Consider the following 16,343-nt stretch of genomic DNA (forward strand, 5'->3'; position numbering starts at 1 on the left):
CCGACAGGTAAGCAAAATAAAATGAGCAACCCCAAGCCGCGCATCGTCGCGTTGCTGCCGATGAAGACCAACAGCGTACGCGTCACCGGCAAGAACTTCCGCACCTTTTGCGACAAGCCGCTGTTCCGCTGGATTCTGGACACCCTGCTATCGGTCGATGAAATCGACGAAATCATCATCAACACCGACGCGCGCAATATCCTGGCCGAAAATGGCCTGACGGACGGCGGGAAAGTCAGGATTCGCGACCGCAAGCCGGAAATCTGCGGCGATTTGGTCAGCATGAACCTGATACTGGCAGACGACATCGACAATATACCCGCAGACATCTACTTGATGACGCACACCACGAACCCCTTGATGTCAGCTGATACGATACGCAAGGCCCTTGCAGCCTATCAGGCAAGCCTGGCAACAGGCGAGGCGGACTCGCTCTTTACCGTGGACAAGATCCAGACGCGCTTTTATCGTGCGGATGGCAGCGCCATCAACCATGACCCGGACAACCTGATGCGCACCCAGGACCTGGAACCTTGGTTTGAGGAAAACTCCAATCTTTATCTGTTCACGCGCGAAAGCTTCGCCAAAACCAACGCACGCATCGGTAAAAAACCGATGATGTACGAAGGGCCGCGCATCGAATCCATCGATATCGACGATCAGGACGACTGGGACTTCGCGGTGATTACGGCCAGCTACCTGCAAAACCAGAAAGGTAAACAATGAAGATTCTGGTGACCTGCCCGCCTATGCTGGGGATGATAGACGCCTTCCGCCCGCGTTTTGCGCAATACGGCGTGGAACTGACCGCGGCCAAGGTAGTGCAGACCTTGTCCGTGGATGAGTTGAAGGACATCGTGCCGCAGCACGACGGCTGGATTATAGGCGACGACCCGGCCACGCGCGAAGTATTCATGGCAGGCAAGGCTGGCAAGCTCAAGGCCGCGGTCAAGTGGGGCATAGGCGTAGATAACGTAGACTTTGCTGCCTGCAAAGACCTGGACATTCCCATTACCAACACGCCCAATATGTTCGGCGGTGAAGTGGCCGACATCGCCGTAGGCTATGTAATTTCCCTTGCGCGTGAAACATTCCAGATCGATGCCGCCGTCCGGCAGGGCGACTGGCCCAAGCCGCGCGGCATATCGTTGGCGGGAAAAACCGTGGCCTTGGTCGGTTTCGGCGATATCGGCAGGAACACGGCTCGACGTTTATTGGCTGCAGACATGAAGGTGATTGCTTACGACCCGGCGGCGCCCGACGTCCCCGAGCTTGCCCAAGTGCAGCGCGCTGCCTGGCCCGAGCGTTTGCATGAAGCGGATTTCATCGTAGTCACGTGCGCACTGACCGCTAGCAGCCACCATATGCTTAACGCGGACACGCTGGCCAAGGCCAAGGACGGCGTCAGGGTAGTGAACGTCGGGCGCGGTCCCATCATCGACGAAGCCGCGCTGGAAGCCGCACTGCAATCGGGCAAGGTATATTCCGCGGCGCTGGATGTATTCGAGGTTGAGCCATTGCCGGTCGATTCCTCGCTGCGTGCTCATCCACGCTGCATTTTCGGCTCGCACAATGCCTCTAATACTGCCGATGCCGTTGTACGCACAAGCGAGATCGCCATCGACAGGCTGATGGGCTTTCTTGGGGTAACGGGTCAATGAACGCCACACCGCAGCGCCATGTACTGATTACCGGTGCAGCCGGCGGCATAGGCCGCGCCCTGGTAGAAGCTTTTTATGCCGACGGTTATCACGTCATTGCGACCGATATAGCTTCAAGACCCGAGTGGCTGCCACCAGGGCAAACCTGGCTGGTTGCAGATCTGGCAAGACTGGTCAGGGAAGCTGCGTATGCAGATGCGTTCCTGGCGGAAGTACGCAAAGCGTTGCAACAACCCTCGCTGAACGCCCTGGTGAATAACGCAGCGGTTCAGATCCTTGCCGATACCGGCGAACTGGACCTGGCGGATTGGCAGACTACGCTGGACGTCAACCTGAGCGCACCGTTTATTCTGGTGAAAGATCTTTTGCCTGAACTGGAGGCGACGCAAGGCGCAGTCGTCAATATCAGCAGCATTCATGCTGCGCAAACCAAGAAGCGGTTCGTGGCCTATGCCACCAGCAAGGCGGCGTTGAGCGGCATGACGCGCGCACTGGCAGTGGATTTGGGCGACCGTATCCGTATCAACGCAATCGAGCCCGCCGCCATCGATACCGAGATGCTGAGGGATGGCTTCAGCGACAATCCTGAAGGCTTGGCACAACTGGAACAATACCACCCGGTTGGCCGCATCGGTCAGCAAGAGGAAGTGGCAAGGCTGGCCTTGATATTGTGTGGAGACAGCTTGCCTTTTGCCAATGGCAGTTGCGTGGCGCTGGACGGCGGCATACGCGGCAGACTGCATGACCCGGATTGAGAACCAAACAATGAATGTGACGAAAATCGTATGCCTACCCGACTTATTCAAAGGCAGGTTTTCACGCCAGAAAGGCATGTTTGACCTGATGCGCGAGCCCATCCTGCAGGGTTGCGGTATCGATATTGCCTACCCGCCCACAGTCAGGAAAAAGCCATCCGCATTACTTGCAAAATTTGATCTTGAGAAATTTCTTGCCTTGGCCAGCGATGCGCATGGGCAGCAACGCTCGTCCTGGGCAGCACCCCGGGCGTCAGTGGATTACCTGTTTTCGTGCCTGCCGGAAGATGCCCTGGTGCTATCGGTTGATATGCCGCCATGGCTGGAACAGGCATGTGCAGACCATGGTTACGATTTCATCAACATCACGACATCCCCCCTGCGTTTTGCCCGCGACTTGTACATCGCGGTACGCTGCTCGAATGCAGATACATTAAAAAAAGTCGGATCATATGCGGTCAAGCAAGAGGAAATCCGGCTTGAGGCTGCTGCATTGGCAGCCAATGTGCGCATGCATAAAGCCCTGGTGGAGGAAGAAGGCAGCTTTCATTTTGATGATCTTGATGACAGCCTGATCTATATCGGCCAGGCGCCATACGAAACCTCCTTGCAAACACCCGATGGACGTAGCCTGAGATGTGACGATTTTGCTGACCGGTTGCAAACCTTATGCCAAGGGCGCCGCCTGCTTTACAAGGGCCACCCGCTGGTGGCGGACTTCGCGCAACAAGAACGCGCCGCATTGGCACGAATCACAGGGCAGCCAGTAGCCCTGTGCCAGCAAGGTGGTTACCAGATACTTTCCGCGACCGAAGACCTTGAGCTAACCGGCATTTCCGCTGAAATACTGCAAGAAGCACAATGGTTCGGCAAACGCTCACACATGCTGTATCAACCAGCCGTGCCGCTGGCTGGGCAAGGAGAAAGCTCCTGCCAGCTCTACCAACAAGTGCATTTCAAGGATTTCCTCTCCCCTGCGTTCTGGCACCAGCTTCTGGCACCGGCACGCCTGGCCCCAATTGTGCCGGAGATTTCCGTAGTGGCACATCACCATGCAAGGGAAACACTGGATCAGTGGGGAGACTATTCCGCTGTCATGACGTGGGGCAGAACGCTTCCTTATGAATCGTTCCTGCGTTCGGGAGGACTCAGCCTGATCCAGCGTATCGAATCTCTCGAGGAGTCGGCTGCAGAACGCCAGGCAGCAGAAGGGGAAAACCATTTTTCCCGCAGCGGGAAACTGGTCATCCTGGGGAATGGCCCGTCACTCAAGGGATTTGATCTTCACTCCCTCACAGGCGCCGATACCTTGGGGATGAACGCAGCCTATCGTTACTGGGAGCGCGTCAACTGGTATCCGGATCATTACGTCTGCCTGGATGATCAATTGATCGAGACCCATGCCGGCGCGATCCATGACATGATCGTTTCAGGCAAGGTGAGAACAGCGTTCCTGATCGCCAAGATATTGAATTACTATCCAGACCTGCGTGGCCGGAAGAATGTCTTTTTCCTGGAAAGCTTCAAGAACTCATCGCGAAAGAGCGCCTATTTGCGCGGCATCAGGATACACTCCTCCATCCCCTTCAAGGGCACCACCTCCCTGGAGCACACGACGGGCGCATTTGCCGTGCGCTACGCTGCTCATATGGGCTATGCGGACATTGCCATTCTGGGAGTGGACCTGAGATATGTGGAAGTGATACCCGAAGCACAGCATGCAGGTGGAATCAAGCTTGTGATGACAGAAACCCCCAAGCACAACCCCAATTATTTCTTTGACGATTACCAGCAGGCCGGGGACAAATACAACATCCCGAATCCGGGCCGGAACCTGCACGTCAGCGCATTCAAGAAAGTAGCGGCCGACCGGCAGGCCTACTCCTGGAAAACGCGCATCTTCAATTCGAATAAAGAGTCTGTATTGTTTGACGAATCGATTTTTCCGTTTGTCTCTATTGAAGATTTCCTCAGGAATACTTGATTCATCCAGCCTATGATTGAAAGCACAGATGAATAATTTGCTGTCCGCCCTCAAGGTCAATAAACCTGACACACTCATAGAGGCGTATAGAAGAGCCCGTTACCCGCTACGCAATGCCATCGATGGGGGCGCTGGGTTCGGGAAAACGTCTCGCGACATCTTGGAGCATCTCGCTCCTGAGAGCAAAGTATATGCATTCGAGCCATTCCCTGGGAATCACCGCTTTTTCGACAACATTGATGCGCTTATCCAGCTAATCCCTAAGGCACTGACTGATAAGCATCAATATGCAAACTTTATATGCCTTCTGTCGTCAGCGAGGATTCTGCTTGGGGAGAAAAGGGTATGGCGGGCTATTCATCACTAGGTTCGCTTTCCGCACCCAGAGACAATATTCACACCAATATCGAAGTGGAGTGCTTCCGGGGCGACGATGTCATTGACCCAGCTATCTCCATTGACTTCGTCAAGCTTGATTTGCAGGGCGGCAAATTGAATGCATTGAAGGGATGCCTCGCATCCTCAATGAAGCCAAGTTTTTATGGGTGGAATTTCTCCATTCCGGCAATGGCTTATTGAAGTTCCTGATCGACTCCGGTTACATGATATTTGATACGGAATATATGTTTATAGGCGAGCCCACGACAGAAACCGAAGTCCTGTTTGAGATTTCGGAAACAGAGATTGCGTTATCCACCAATGCCAAGGCCTGGTTTGGCTATAAAAGAAAGTCATGGGGAGATTTCAAGCAAGAGTTCTATGAATTGAAACGTACCATAGGCCTCGTGCAGACCAACCTTGTTTGCATTAATAAAAAGCAATTATCCGAATTTGTATCCATCCTTCCCTACCTGAACACAAGCGCCCGAGAGGAGTAAGCATGTCGCAGACGAAATTGCCGCGGCTATTGATCATCGACCCGACACCTCCGGGATACATATGTGCTACGAGCCAGTTAAAGCAATTGTTCCTTGAAGACTGGCCACAAGACCATGTTTTGCAGGTATGGTACGAAGACTTGGCAGCGCAACCTTTGCGCACGATCAGGTTAGGGCAGTCCCTTGAGGAAAACATCACAGATGCCGGGACGGTTGAGGAAGTCATGAATGACTGTGTCCGATTCCAGCCAGACATCATCTATTTCCGGCCGGTGGAATCCGGCGCCTTGTTTGGATTCGTCGAGCGTTTGCTGGATACCCTGCCAGTGCCTTTGGTAGTACATATGATGGATGACTGGCCAGAACGCCTACGCATCCGCGATGCAGCCCGCTTTGCCTGGTTCGCCCCGAAGCTGCGGCGTATCCTGGCAAAAAGCTGGCGTCGACTAAGCATTGGAACCGCGATGAGCAGAGCCTATGCCTCACGCTATGGCGGTTACTGGCTTCCTTTGGCCAATGGGGTGGAGCGATCCGATTTCGCCAACGACCATGCAAAATCGTACAGCATTCCCACCCCGGCATCCCCGTTTATCATTCGCTATATGGGCGCGCTTGCCGACGACATGACTTATGCCAGCGTCCGGGACGTAGCTGAAGCCGTTGCCTCATTACAGGAAAAATGCCCGGTTCGCCTTGAAATCTACACAGTAGAGGAGTGGCTGGACAAGGCACGCCATGAGATGGGAAATTGGGCAGGTGTGTCCGTGCACCCTCAGGTTGACGAATCCGCATACAAAAAAACACTTTGCGAGGCAGATGCGCTGGTCATTGCCTACAATTTCGACGCCATGAGCATGGCTTACACAGGCCTTTCCATCGCCAACAAAATGCCGGAGTGTCTGGCCTCCGGCACACCAGTACTGGCTTATGGGCCGCCCAGCACCGCAACGATTGCCTATTTGCACCATGCTGAATGTGCGGAGCTCGTCACAGAACGAAACCCCGAGAAGTTGCGCAATGCGATCAAACACCTGGCCATTCACCCGGCAAGACGGCAAACGCTTGCTGCGAAAGCGCAAGCCTATGCCGCCAGGCATCTTTCGCGCAAAGCCGTCCAGCAAAAGTTCAGGCAATATGTTTCCCTTGTATCTGCGCCAGCAGGCCAGGTAATTGTCGGGCCTTTTGAGCGCGAGCGGTCCGCGCACTATGACGAGACGCATTGCATCGCCAACCTGTACGCTGGTGAATACAGTATGGACAAAACCATGATAGATGTGGGGGCCCATGTTGGCTCAGCATTGTGGCCTTTCCTCAATAAAGGCTGGCATATCTACGCTTTTGAACCGGATGATCAGAACCGTAGCAAGCTGCTGGAAGGGTTGGCCGGGCATGCAAACAAGCATTTGGTGACGCTGGACGCACGTTGTGTCAGCAATAAAACTTGTCATGGCTTGCCGTTTTACCGGTCAGAGCAAAGCACGGGCATCAGCGGGCTTTCCGCCTTTCACGAGTCCCACGCCGAAACGCAGCGGGTCAGTGCTGTCACGCTAAGCGATTATTTTGCTAATGACGCAACACCTGACGTTGATTTTCTGAAGATTGATACCGAAGGGCACGATCTTTTCGTGCTGAATGGTTTTCCATGGGATCAGAAAAAACCTGCTGTTATCGAATGTGAATTCGAGGACGCCAAGACCATACCGCTAGGTTACGACTTCCATGACTTGGCGCAATTTTTGGTCGATAAAGGTTACACAGTCTACGTCAGTGAATGGCATCCCATCGTGCAATATGGCACACGCCATGACTGGCGTTGCCTAGCAAAATATCCTTATCAACTGCAGAACGAAAAGTCCTGGGGAAACTTGCTGGCATTCCGCGATCCGGTAGACGAGCTTGTGCTGGCACAGGTGGTAGAAAAACAGCTTCGCTTTCCACCTGCTGCCCTACAGGCCGAACACCTGCTGGGGTCATTAACATCAAGACAGCTAAACCTTGACGGCCTGCCGCTTGAAGTTCTGGACGACATGTATGACGCAACGTGGTACCAGCAACGCAAGAGTTATGAAGAAAAGGCTTCGTTGCTATACCAGTTTATCCGCGATGAGGGGTTTGTTCAATTTGTCGATGTTGGCGCAAATGTCGGTTTCATATCCATATTAGCCAGCTTAACGGCTCCTGAGCTGCATTGTATTGCGCTTGAAGCAGACCCTCGCCTGGTCGAGCTCATGCGTCGCAATTTTGAAAGACTTGGGCTTGAAAAAATTCTCATCCTCAATGCAATTATGGGTGCAGAATCGCGTACTGATACGACTTTCAGCCTGAACCCCAGAAGCAGTCTTGATAATCGTGTCAGTATCAGTGGCTGGGGGGAAATAGCGTTGCCTATGATGCGCCTTGATCACGTGTTGCAAAAACATGGTGTCTCAGGCAAAACATTTTTCAAAATTGACACCCAGGGCTTTGAGTTCAATGTGTTGCGCGGTTGTGACTCCTGGTTGCTCAATCATCATGACTGGGTAATCAAGATGGAGTTCGCTCCTGACTTGCTACGATCACAGGGAACAGATCCACTAAGCTTGCTGGCCTGGCTACAGGACGAATGTCGCTTTGAAATTGCCGAATTTGCCGAACGCATCCCATATGGAACACCCAGCATGGAATCCCTTTTTTCCTATCCGCTGAAGCAAGAAAATCGCGAAGATTTTCTCGACTATGTCATGTCTCTCAACAAAGAGGGAATTGGCTGGGTAGACTTGCTGGTAAGACCGTACCACAGACCCTAGGATATTCCTGGTTTTTCATCTTTTGCTTATTAATGCCTGCATGGATATGTGAATATGTGGGTTAACGCACGCCACTGCAACCTCCATTCCAATGGTCTGCAATTCAAATATTAACCGACCTTTATCGCCATTATTCCGGCATTAGACCAGCACTTGCCCAACGTATACTCTTTAACCTAGTCTCGCTCAACACTCAAAAAGGCCCAAGGAATGGCAGGTGAACTCCCGCTAGTCAGCATCGTCATGCCAGCATACAAGCACCAATATCTGGCACAAACGCTGGATAGGGTACTGGACCAGACTTATCCGATGCTGGAGCTAATCATCTGCGACGACAGTGATAACGGGCGCATCGCCGAGCTGGTTGCGCAGAAGAAAGACAGTACAAACGTACTCATACGTTATTACAAGAATGGCGGGCACTTTGGAGAACTCGTCAGCACAGTCAAGGGCATCAAACTAGCCCAAGGCAAGTACATCAAGCTCTTGCATGACGACGATGTGCTGGAACCCGACTGTATCACCGAGCTGGTAGCGGCCATGGAAAATGAGCAGGGCATTGCCCTGGCTTCTTCACGCCGCCAGCGGATCGACGACGACGGCGAGCCGTTGCCGGATATTCTCCATACCTGCTTCCCGTTTTCCGGCGATGTGGTCATCAACGGCAAGGAGCTGGTCTCGTTTCTCGGCGACCACACGATCAATTTCATTGGAGAGCCGAGTTGCATCCTGGCGCGGCGCAGCGACCTGCTGGAGATTGCCGACGAACTGATGTCGCTCAACGGCAAGGTCATCCATTGGGTTGGCGACTTGGCGCTGTATGCCAAGCTGCTGCAGCGCGGCAATTTGGCTTTTCTTGCCAGGCCGTTGACCAAGTTTCGCGTCTCCAGCACACAATTCAGCCAGGTTGGCCGCGACCAGGCTGGCATCGGCGACAAAGGCCATGCTGATTTCCGCCAAGGGGTTCGCGATCTTGGCTGGTATCGCGCCTCTGGCGACAGTCGTTTCGTCAATGTCGCGCCGATCACGCGCCTGAAGGCGCGGGTGTTTAAGCCGATGAACCTGTTGGCAGCCTTGCAGCGCGCGGCGAAACTGGGCAGCGTTTCCCTGGCTAACTGGATTGCCTCGCGGCGGCCGACGCCGGTGCAGCAAAAGCTGATCGAGCAGCGAATGGCGCAACAGGACGGCGGCCCGCGCATTGCGGTCGTGCTGATCGATGTTAAAGGCGATGCCGATGCAGTCGGACGCACGTTGCAAACCCTGGAGCAGCCCAATCTCTACCGCAACCTGGATGTGCTAGTGTTTTCGCCATCTGCGCTACCCATTGCGGCAAACCAGGCCAGGGTTGTGACCTTCGACCCCGGGTCTGGCGTCGCTCCAGCATTGAATCAAAGCCTGACCGATTTACGGGCCGAATGGATCTTGCTGGTGCAAGCCGGCGCGGAATTCATGCACAGCGGCCTGCTGGTTGCCGCCCTGGATTTGCCCACGCTGCCAGAGACCTGCCAAGCGGCCTACGCCGATGAAATCATCCGCCTGGAAGATGATGAGCTCGGCCTGATGCTGCGGCCAGACCTCAACCTCGACTTGCTGCTCAGTTTCCCGGCCAGCATGTCTTCACATTGGCTGTTCCGCCGGACGGCATTGCTGGAGCAGGGCGGGTTTTCCGAAGAATTTGGTCAGGCTTTTGAGCTGGAATACCAGTTACGCCTGATCGAACAGCAAGGGCTGGGCTGCATCGGCCACATTAGCGAACCGCTGCTGACAGGCAACACATTAAGCTTGCAGGATAAACCCGAGGAGCAGGCAGTCATCCAGCGCCATTTGCAGGCCCGCGGCTATGAACATCCTGAAATCGCCAGCCACCTGCCTCGATGCTATGAGATCAATTACGGACATCCGCAACAGCCTGCGGTCAGCATCCTGATTGTAGCCAAGCACCGGTTGCCGCAAATTCAGCGCTGCCTGGAAACCTTGCTGGAAAACACAAGCTATCCCAATTACGAAGTGCTGCTGCTGGATCATGGCAACCAGGCAGCGGACATCCGCACCTGGCTGGCCGGGATTGAGGCAATGGGTGTCGCGCAACTGCGCGTGCTGCATTTCGCCAATAACCTTTCGCGTGAGGCATTGTGCAACCAGGCAGCGCAGCAGGCGCGGGGAGACTTCCTGCTCTGGCTGGGCGATGGCGCAGGGATTCTGCGCAAAGACTGGCTGCAGCAACTGCTCAACCATGGGTTGCGCCCCGAAGTGGGGGCTGTAAGCGGCAAACTGCTTTCCGCCGACGGGAAAATACGCCATGCCGGACTGCTGCTCGGCCTCAACGGCCCGGCAGGGCGCGCTTTTGAAGGGCTGGCCCACGACGATAACGGCTATATGCAGCGCTTGCAGTTAGACCAGGATTACTCTGCCATCAGCGGTGAATGCCTGATGCTGCGGCGGGACTTGTTCCTGGAAGCGGGTGGCTTTGACGAAGACCCTTTGCTATCGCGCTGGGTTGATGTCGACCTGTGCCTGAAACTACAACAGGCCGGTTTCCTCAATGTCTGGACACCGCGAGCGCAACTGCTGATGGACATGCCACCGGCCACCACCGCAAGCACCGGGGAAGAAGATGCCATGTATGCCCGCTGGCTGCCGGTGCTTGCGCGCGACCCGGCTTACAACCCGGGTTTCTCGCTGCAAGCCGAGCAGGGCTTCAAGCTGGCAGAACCGCAACTGGCCTGGCGCCCACTGCAAGCCTGGCGACCGTTGCCGGTTATCCTGGCGCACAATGCCGACCCATACGGATGCGGCCATTACCGGATCATCCAGCCATTTGCCGCCATGCGCGAAGCTGCATTGGTTGACGGCACGATATCCGCCAACTTATTGTCGCCTGCCGACCTGGAACGATATAAGCCTGACGCGATCGTGCTGCAACGGCAAACCACTGAAGAACGTGTTGAGGCCATGCGCAGCATCAAGGCTTTTTCACAGGCATTCAAGGTATATGAACTGGATGACTACATACCCAACCTGCCCATGAAGAGCATTTACCGCCAGCGCATGCCCAAGGACATCATCAAAATCCTGCGCCAAGGGCTCAGCTTTGTGGACCGTTTTGTGGTGTCCACCCCGGCATTGGCAGAAGCTTTTGCCGGGCTGCATGCCGATATCCGCGTCGTCAAGAACCGCCTGCCGGTCGCCTGGTGGAAAGACTTGCAGAGCCATCGCCGTACTGCAGCAAAGCCACGCGTCGGCTGGGCTGGGGGCAATAGCCATACGGGCGACCTGGAGCTGATTGTAGATGTCATCAAGGAGCTGGCCGACGAAGTGGAATGGGTGTTCTTTGGCATGTGCCCGGAAAAACTGCGGCCCTATGTGCACGAATTCCATGCCGGTGTTGCCATCGACCAATACCCTAAAGTCCTGGCCGGCCTGAACCTGGATCTTGCCCTGGCACCCGTCGAGCAGAACCTGTTCAACGAGTGCAAAAGCAACCTGCGCCTGCTGGAATATGGAGCCTGCGGCTTCCCGGTCATCTGCAGCGATGTGCGTTGCTATCAGGAGGATGACCTGCCGGTCACCCGCGTCAAGAACCGCTTCCGCGACTGGGTGGATGCGATCCGCATGCATCTTGCAGACCTGGATGCCACCGCCAGAACTGGCGATGAACTGCGCAATGCGGTGCTGGCGAACTGGATGCTGGAAGGCGAGCATCTGCATTGCTGGCACCGTGCCTGGCTACCGGACAGCAACTAACCGGGCTTTTGAGTTCATTAAATCCCGCATCTGGTCTGGCTGTCAGTCAATACTGACAGCCAATTCATCCTCGCCCTGACTGCGGCTATTCCATGCAGCATCTACTATTGTTCCCAGATTAATCGCAATGCGATTTTCCTACTGAACTACTTACAAAAGGAGCACACCATGAATTGGGATCAAGTAGAAGGCAACTGGAAGCAACTCAAGGGCAAGGTGCGCCAGCAATGGGGCAAGCTCACAGACGACCAGTTCGAGCAGATCAAGGGCAACCGCGAAATGCTGTCCGGCAAATTGCAGGAACTTTACGGCATTTCGAAGGAAGAAGCCGAAAAGCAGATCGAGTCCTTCAATAAGAGCTGTACCAAACACTAGTCAAATAGTGTGATTTGATTCTCCTCCAGTAGTACTCCCTTTTTACCGGCCCTTTGGCCGGTTTTTTCTTGTTGATGGTCTGGGTTTTGCTTAAGTATGATCATGAAAAATTTCTGAGTCCCCAGCATGCCCTTGCCTAGCTTCAGCTACATCCAATGCAGTTTTTCCGGAATGGACTTCACGCTGCGCATTGAGTCCAGCCTGTTGTCGCCTGCGACCCTGTCCGGCAACCGCATCGTCAAGACCGTGCCTGCGCCTTCATTCTGTCCCGCCATTCCAGCGGAATATTTCAACGCCATCGAGGGCAACAAACTCTACAAGCTGGCTTACTATCTGGAGAACCTTGCATCCCTGCCGCCGATTAAGCGCATCTGGAGTTATGGCTCGGCGCAATCCAATGCCATGCTGGCCTTGAGTGCACTCGCACAACTCATGGGCACGGAGTTTCATTATGTATTGCCATACCTTGCAGACGAGCTAAAGGCAAAACCTAAAGGCAATCTCGCCATGGCATTAAAACATGGCATGCACATGCATATCGACAGTGCGCTTTATCGGCGCATGACACATCAAGAGTTTGTGCCGGGCGAAGACGAATGGATATTTGGCGAGGGCGGCAACAGCCTACATGCCGGCCATGGCTTTGAATTCATGGGCCGGGAAACCAGCGAGGCTTGCAATACATTGGGGCTGCATCAGGTATTCCTGCCCTCTGGCACGGGTATTAGCGCCCGTCATTTAGCTGCTGCCATGCAACAAGATATTGAAGTGGTCACTACACCGGTATATGGCGACACACACTACCTGGAACAGGTATTTGCCGCACAGCCAGGCCAGCCGAAACCGACAATATTGAGCAGCCAGCCGCATTACCGTTTTGGCTCGCTATATCGTGAACTGTGGGAATTGCAGGCCGAATTGGTGGCAGAAACCGGCATCAGCTTCGACCTGCTCTATGACCTGCCAGCCTGGGCCTGCATCCTGCAAAACCGCCAGCATTTCACGCAACCCTGGCTGTACCTGCACCAGGGCGGCATGCACGGCAGCGCCACCATGCGTGAACGCTACATCAGGATGTTTGGCGCGGAGCGTCCCCCAACCATCAGGCTGGCAAGCTAAACTAGAAATCCAACGTCAAACCAACATTCACTGAACGCCCCATGCCAGCCACCGGCCCCATTGCCCCTATCGACCCATTAACCTTCCAGTCCGCATAGTTCACGCCACCCACAGGCAGCGCATAGTAACGATCAAACAGGTTAGTCACACTGAAATCCAGCCTGGCCTTGGTCCACTGGTAGCTGCTGCGCCAGTCCACCAACGTATAGCCGCCAGTTTCCGGCTCAAGGCGGGCATCATCCACGCGAGTCTTGCTGTCGACAAACTGCACATCAACACCGTTCGACCAAGCGCCTTTCTTTTGCTCCAAGCTGATGCGCGCATTGAGCGGCATGATCTGGTAGAGCGAATCGCCGTTGGTACGCTCGCCGCGCGTCCACGCCAGATTGGCCCGCAGACGACCCTCGCCCAAGGCAGTGCCTTGCCAGAGTTGCTTTGCACCTTCCATGTCGATGCCGTAGAAACGCGCATCCTGATTATCGAAACGCAGGTTGGCACGGTTACCAGCGGCGACAAATCCAACCTGTTCAACGCCGATGTAATCCTGCACATAGGTAAAGTAAGGGGTCACCTTAGCCTGCCAGGATTTTTTCTCCGCATCATGCCAATCTAACGTGGCGCTGATGGTATTCGCCTTTTCCGGCTTGAGATCGGGATTACCGACATAGCCATTGGCATCACCGAACCAGCCGATCATGTTGCGTGCCATCTGACCTTGACCCCAGGAATATCGTTCGTAGAGATTGGGAGAACGAGTCTTGCGGGCATAGCCAAACTCCACGCCCACGGTATCGGAAAACTCGTACTTACCTGTCGCGGTAAGGTCAACATGGTTGTCCCGTGCCGAACGGCTTCCTGCATTGAAGGCGATTGCTGCCGCGTTGTCGGCTGCGCCCATCATGGAACCATAAGACTGCACCTCGCCGGTACTGGTGCGCACATGGTCAACGCGCGCGCCCAGCAAGCTGCTCCAGCGGCTGTTCCATTGCGACTCAACTTCCGCAAAAACCCCCAAACGGTCCCGGCGGCCATCATTGATATTCACAAACGTACGCGGCCCCATCATGGTGCCCGCCACCGGCGGCCAGTAATCATCCAGTGTGTTGCGATGGAAATCGTTGCCCACACGCAGGATGTGCACGTCATCCAGCGGAATTGTCGCCTTGATGTTATAGCCCATATCCTTGCCGCGCGTCTTCATCGGCATCATCCCGGTTTTCTCGGATGAAAAGAAACCCATCTCATGGCTCACCTGCTGCCAGTAAAACCGGGTGTCCAGTTCGCCCCAGCCGAAATGACGGCGATAGCTCGCATTGATGGAATCTGCCGTATTGCCGACTAGATCCATGTATTGATTGGGAAAGCCCTGGTGCGGCACTTCCTGATGGCTAAGCCTCAGCACAAAATCCTCGTTCTCGCCCTTGGCACCAATCGTCAAGGCCTGGATATGGCGCTCAAACTGGGAAGCACGCACCTTGCGACCATTGCCATCCTGATAACTCTGCCCGCGGTCCATGGTGCTGGTGAAATTGAAGCTGAGGTTGTCACTCGCGGCCGTGGCATTGAGCGCCGTGCTCAGGCCATTGTTATTGCTGCGGTATATGGTAGAAAAACTGCCCTGGTACAGCCATGCATCTGCGCTGCTGGAATAAGCAGGTCTGGCCGAATCCACCGTAATGGTGCCGGCAATGCTGTCACCACCCATGCTTACCGGTGTAATGCCCGCGAGTACGCTGACATTGGCAACGGAGGCAGGCGAGATATAAGTGAGCGGGGCATTCATATTGTTGGCACAAGCGGCTGTGAGCTCAGCACCGTCCACCAGGATGCGGATGCGGTTGTCATTCATACCGCGGATATTGGGCAGGGCAGAAATACCGCCTGCCTGATAGGAATATACACCTGCATAATCCTGCAACAGGCTAGCAGTGTCTGCGCTATCGACCATGCGTTGATGGAGCTGGCTGTCGCTGTCATGCGCGTGCGCCTTGACCTCCAACTCAGGCAGAACGTGCGAATGGTCGTGGTCTGCATGTGCCAGCCCACTGAACAATGGCGCCAATACCAGCACCGTCCAATTAAGCTGCATTCTCCTGCCCGGCCTGACCGGGGCTTTCATTCTGACTACCATGTTGTATTCCCAAACAGCGTCCGCGCATCATGCTGATGCATGCGACAAAGTGCAGGATTCTAATCGGGATGGCATTTTTCAAGAATGCGGCATAATGTCGCACCTGAGACATGGCCGGGCTGACATAAACAGGTATAATTGCCGCCTGCGCGGGCGTAGTTCAATGGTAGAACGCCAGCTTCCCAAGCTTGATACGCGGGTTCGATTCCCGTCGCCCGCTCCAGTTTTGCAATAGCCCACACATATTTCCCCAGACAGACAACAGTACTAGCATATCAAGGTATCTGTAAGAGGCCGACGAACGCTCATGGATTCATTCGGCCTGTCGCTTACGGAACTCGCTCACTTTATGCCGGTTGCCGCAGAGCGCCATGCTGCACCAGCGACGGCGATGCGACTTGGTGCGGTCGTAAAACCAGAGGATGCACTCGGGATGCTCGCATTGTTTGATTAGCCCAAAGTCGCCTTCTGCAAGTAACTCGGCCGCCGCCTCGCCTAGGAAAGTCAGAGCACGCCATGGGCTGTCTCCCACGGGCTGGCGATACATCTGCCAACCCTCTCTGTCCTGCCGCAATACGGCCCGGGAAGGCATCTGCAAGAGCACTGCATTGAAGGCATCTGGCCTAAATGGCTCGCTGCGCTTGCGCGCTGTCACGGCTTGCCGGATGACTTCGCGAAGTTCGCGTGCGCACTCGGCCAGGCCAGCCACGGGAACCTCTTCACGCCCGATCAGGCGCGACAACCATTGTGCCGTTGCTAGATCGTCATACAGATAATCCTTTGGGGATCCCGCTTCCTGCACCACGGTATTCAATAAGTCCAAGGCGTATTGGTCAGCGACCAGAGGAGCCCCTGCGGATGGCTGGGCGATGATGGATGGCGTCTTCATGAACAAAATGTAACCTTTAAA

The 16,343-nt window shown here is 54.9% G+C and carries 13 protein-coding genes and 1 tRNA gene; 11 read left to right on the plus strand and 3 right to left on the minus strand.

The annotated features are described in order from the left end of the window. The first annotated feature begins 21 nt into the window (after positions 1 to 21). The 6 genes from LG198_RS08985 to LG198_RS09010 all read left to right on the plus strand — a co-directional run bounded on the left by LG198_RS08985 (position 22) and on the right by LG198_RS09010 (position 5,278). A complete protein-coding gene (locus tag LG198_RS08985; RefSeq protein ID WP_230342836.1) occupies positions 22 to 726 on the plus strand; it encodes an acylneuraminate cytidylyltransferase family protein in 705 nt (234 codons plus the stop codon). Continuing rightward, a complete protein-coding gene (locus LG198_RS08990) occupies positions 723 to 1,661 on the plus strand; it encodes a phosphoglycerate dehydrogenase (RefSeq protein WP_230342837.1) in 939 nt (312 codons plus the stop codon). Before LG198_RS08985 ends, LG198_RS08990 begins: the two co-directional genes overlap by 4 nt. Further along, positions 1,658 to 2,416 carry an SDR family NAD(P)-dependent oxidoreductase gene (locus LG198_RS08995; RefSeq protein ID WP_230342838.1) on the plus strand — a complete coding sequence of 253 codons (759 nt, stop codon included), beginning with the start codon at positions 1,658 to 1,660 and terminating at the stop codon, positions 2,414 to 2,416. The genes LG198_RS08990 and LG198_RS08995 overlap by 4 nt, the downstream gene beginning before the upstream one ends. Positions 2,417 to 2,426: 10 nt before the next feature. Next, positions 2,427 to 4,400, plus strand: coding sequence for a hypothetical protein (locus LG198_RS09000; protein WP_230342839.1), 1,974 nt, complete (start codon positions 2,427 to 2,429; stop codon positions 4,398 to 4,400). Positions 4,401 to 4,700: 300 nt separating this feature from the next. Next, a complete protein-coding gene (locus LG198_RS09005) occupies positions 4,701 to 4,979 on the plus strand; it encodes a class I SAM-dependent methyltransferase (protein ID WP_230342840.1) in 279 nt (92 codons plus the stop codon). Then, positions 4,946 to 5,278, plus strand: coding sequence for a hypothetical protein (locus tag LG198_RS09010; RefSeq protein WP_230342841.1), 333 nt, complete (start codon positions 4,946 to 4,948; stop codon positions 5,276 to 5,278). Before LG198_RS09005 ends, LG198_RS09010 begins: the two co-directional genes overlap by 34 nt. A gap of 170 nt (positions 5,279 to 5,448) precedes the next feature. On the opposite strand, the gene LG198_RS09015 is transcribed toward LG198_RS09010, so the two are convergent. Then, positions 5,449 to 5,622, minus strand: coding sequence for a hypothetical protein (locus LG198_RS09015; RefSeq protein WP_230342842.1), 174 nt, complete (start codon positions 5,620 to 5,622; stop codon positions 5,449 to 5,451). On the opposite strand from LG198_RS09015, the gene LG198_RS09020 reads away from it, so the two are divergent. From LG198_RS09020 to LG198_RS09035, 4 genes are all read left to right on the plus strand, one after another. Next, a complete protein-coding gene (locus LG198_RS09020; RefSeq protein ID WP_230342843.1) occupies positions 5,623 to 8,064 on the plus strand; it encodes an FkbM family methyltransferase in 2,442 nt (813 codons plus the stop codon). A 210-nt stretch (positions 8,065 to 8,274) separates the two neighbouring features. Next, complete coding sequence (locus LG198_RS09025; RefSeq protein WP_230342844.1) at positions 8,275 to 11,808, plus strand: glycosyltransferase; 3,534 nt, start codon at positions 8,275 to 8,277, stop codon at positions 11,806 to 11,808. Positions 11,809 to 11,976: 168 nt separating this feature from the next. Continuing rightward, the gene (locus LG198_RS09030; protein ID WP_226758103.1) at positions 11,977 to 12,183 is read left to right on the plus strand and encodes a CsbD family protein; all 207 of its coding nucleotides are present in this window, start codon (positions 11,977 to 11,979) and stop codon (positions 12,181 to 12,183) included. Between the two features lie 171 nt (positions 12,184 to 12,354). Next, the gene (locus LG198_RS09035; RefSeq protein WP_230342845.1) at positions 12,355 to 13,302 is read left to right on the plus strand and encodes a hypothetical protein; all 948 of its coding nucleotides are present in this window, start codon (positions 12,355 to 12,357) and stop codon (positions 13,300 to 13,302) included. Position 13,303: 1 nt separating this feature from the next. On the opposite strand, the gene LG198_RS09040 is transcribed toward LG198_RS09035, so the two are convergent. Beyond that, positions 13,304 to 15,433 (minus strand): TonB-dependent receptor, encoded by a 2,130-nt coding sequence (locus LG198_RS09040; protein WP_230342846.1) that lies wholly within the window; start codon positions 15,431 to 15,433, stop codon positions 13,304 to 13,306. Between the two features lie 149 nt (positions 15,434 to 15,582). Between LG198_RS09040 and LG198_RS09045 the strand changes: the two genes are divergently transcribed. After that, positions 15,583 to 15,656 (plus strand) — tRNA-Gly (locus tag LG198_RS09045). 90 nt (positions 15,657 to 15,746) lie between these two features. Here the strand turns inward: LG198_RS09045 and LG198_RS09050 are convergent. Further along, positions 15,747 to 16,322, minus strand: a complete 576-nt coding sequence (locus LG198_RS09050; protein ID WP_230342847.1) for a CGNR zinc finger domain-containing protein — start codon at positions 16,320 to 16,322, stop codon at positions 15,747 to 15,749. Positions 16,323 to 16,343 lie beyond the last annotated feature (21 nt).

The sequence above is a fragment of the Methylobacillus arboreus genome (assembly GCF_020532725.1).
GTDB lineage: Bacteria > Pseudomonadota > Gammaproteobacteria > Burkholderiales > Methylophilaceae > Methylobacillus > Methylobacillus arboreus.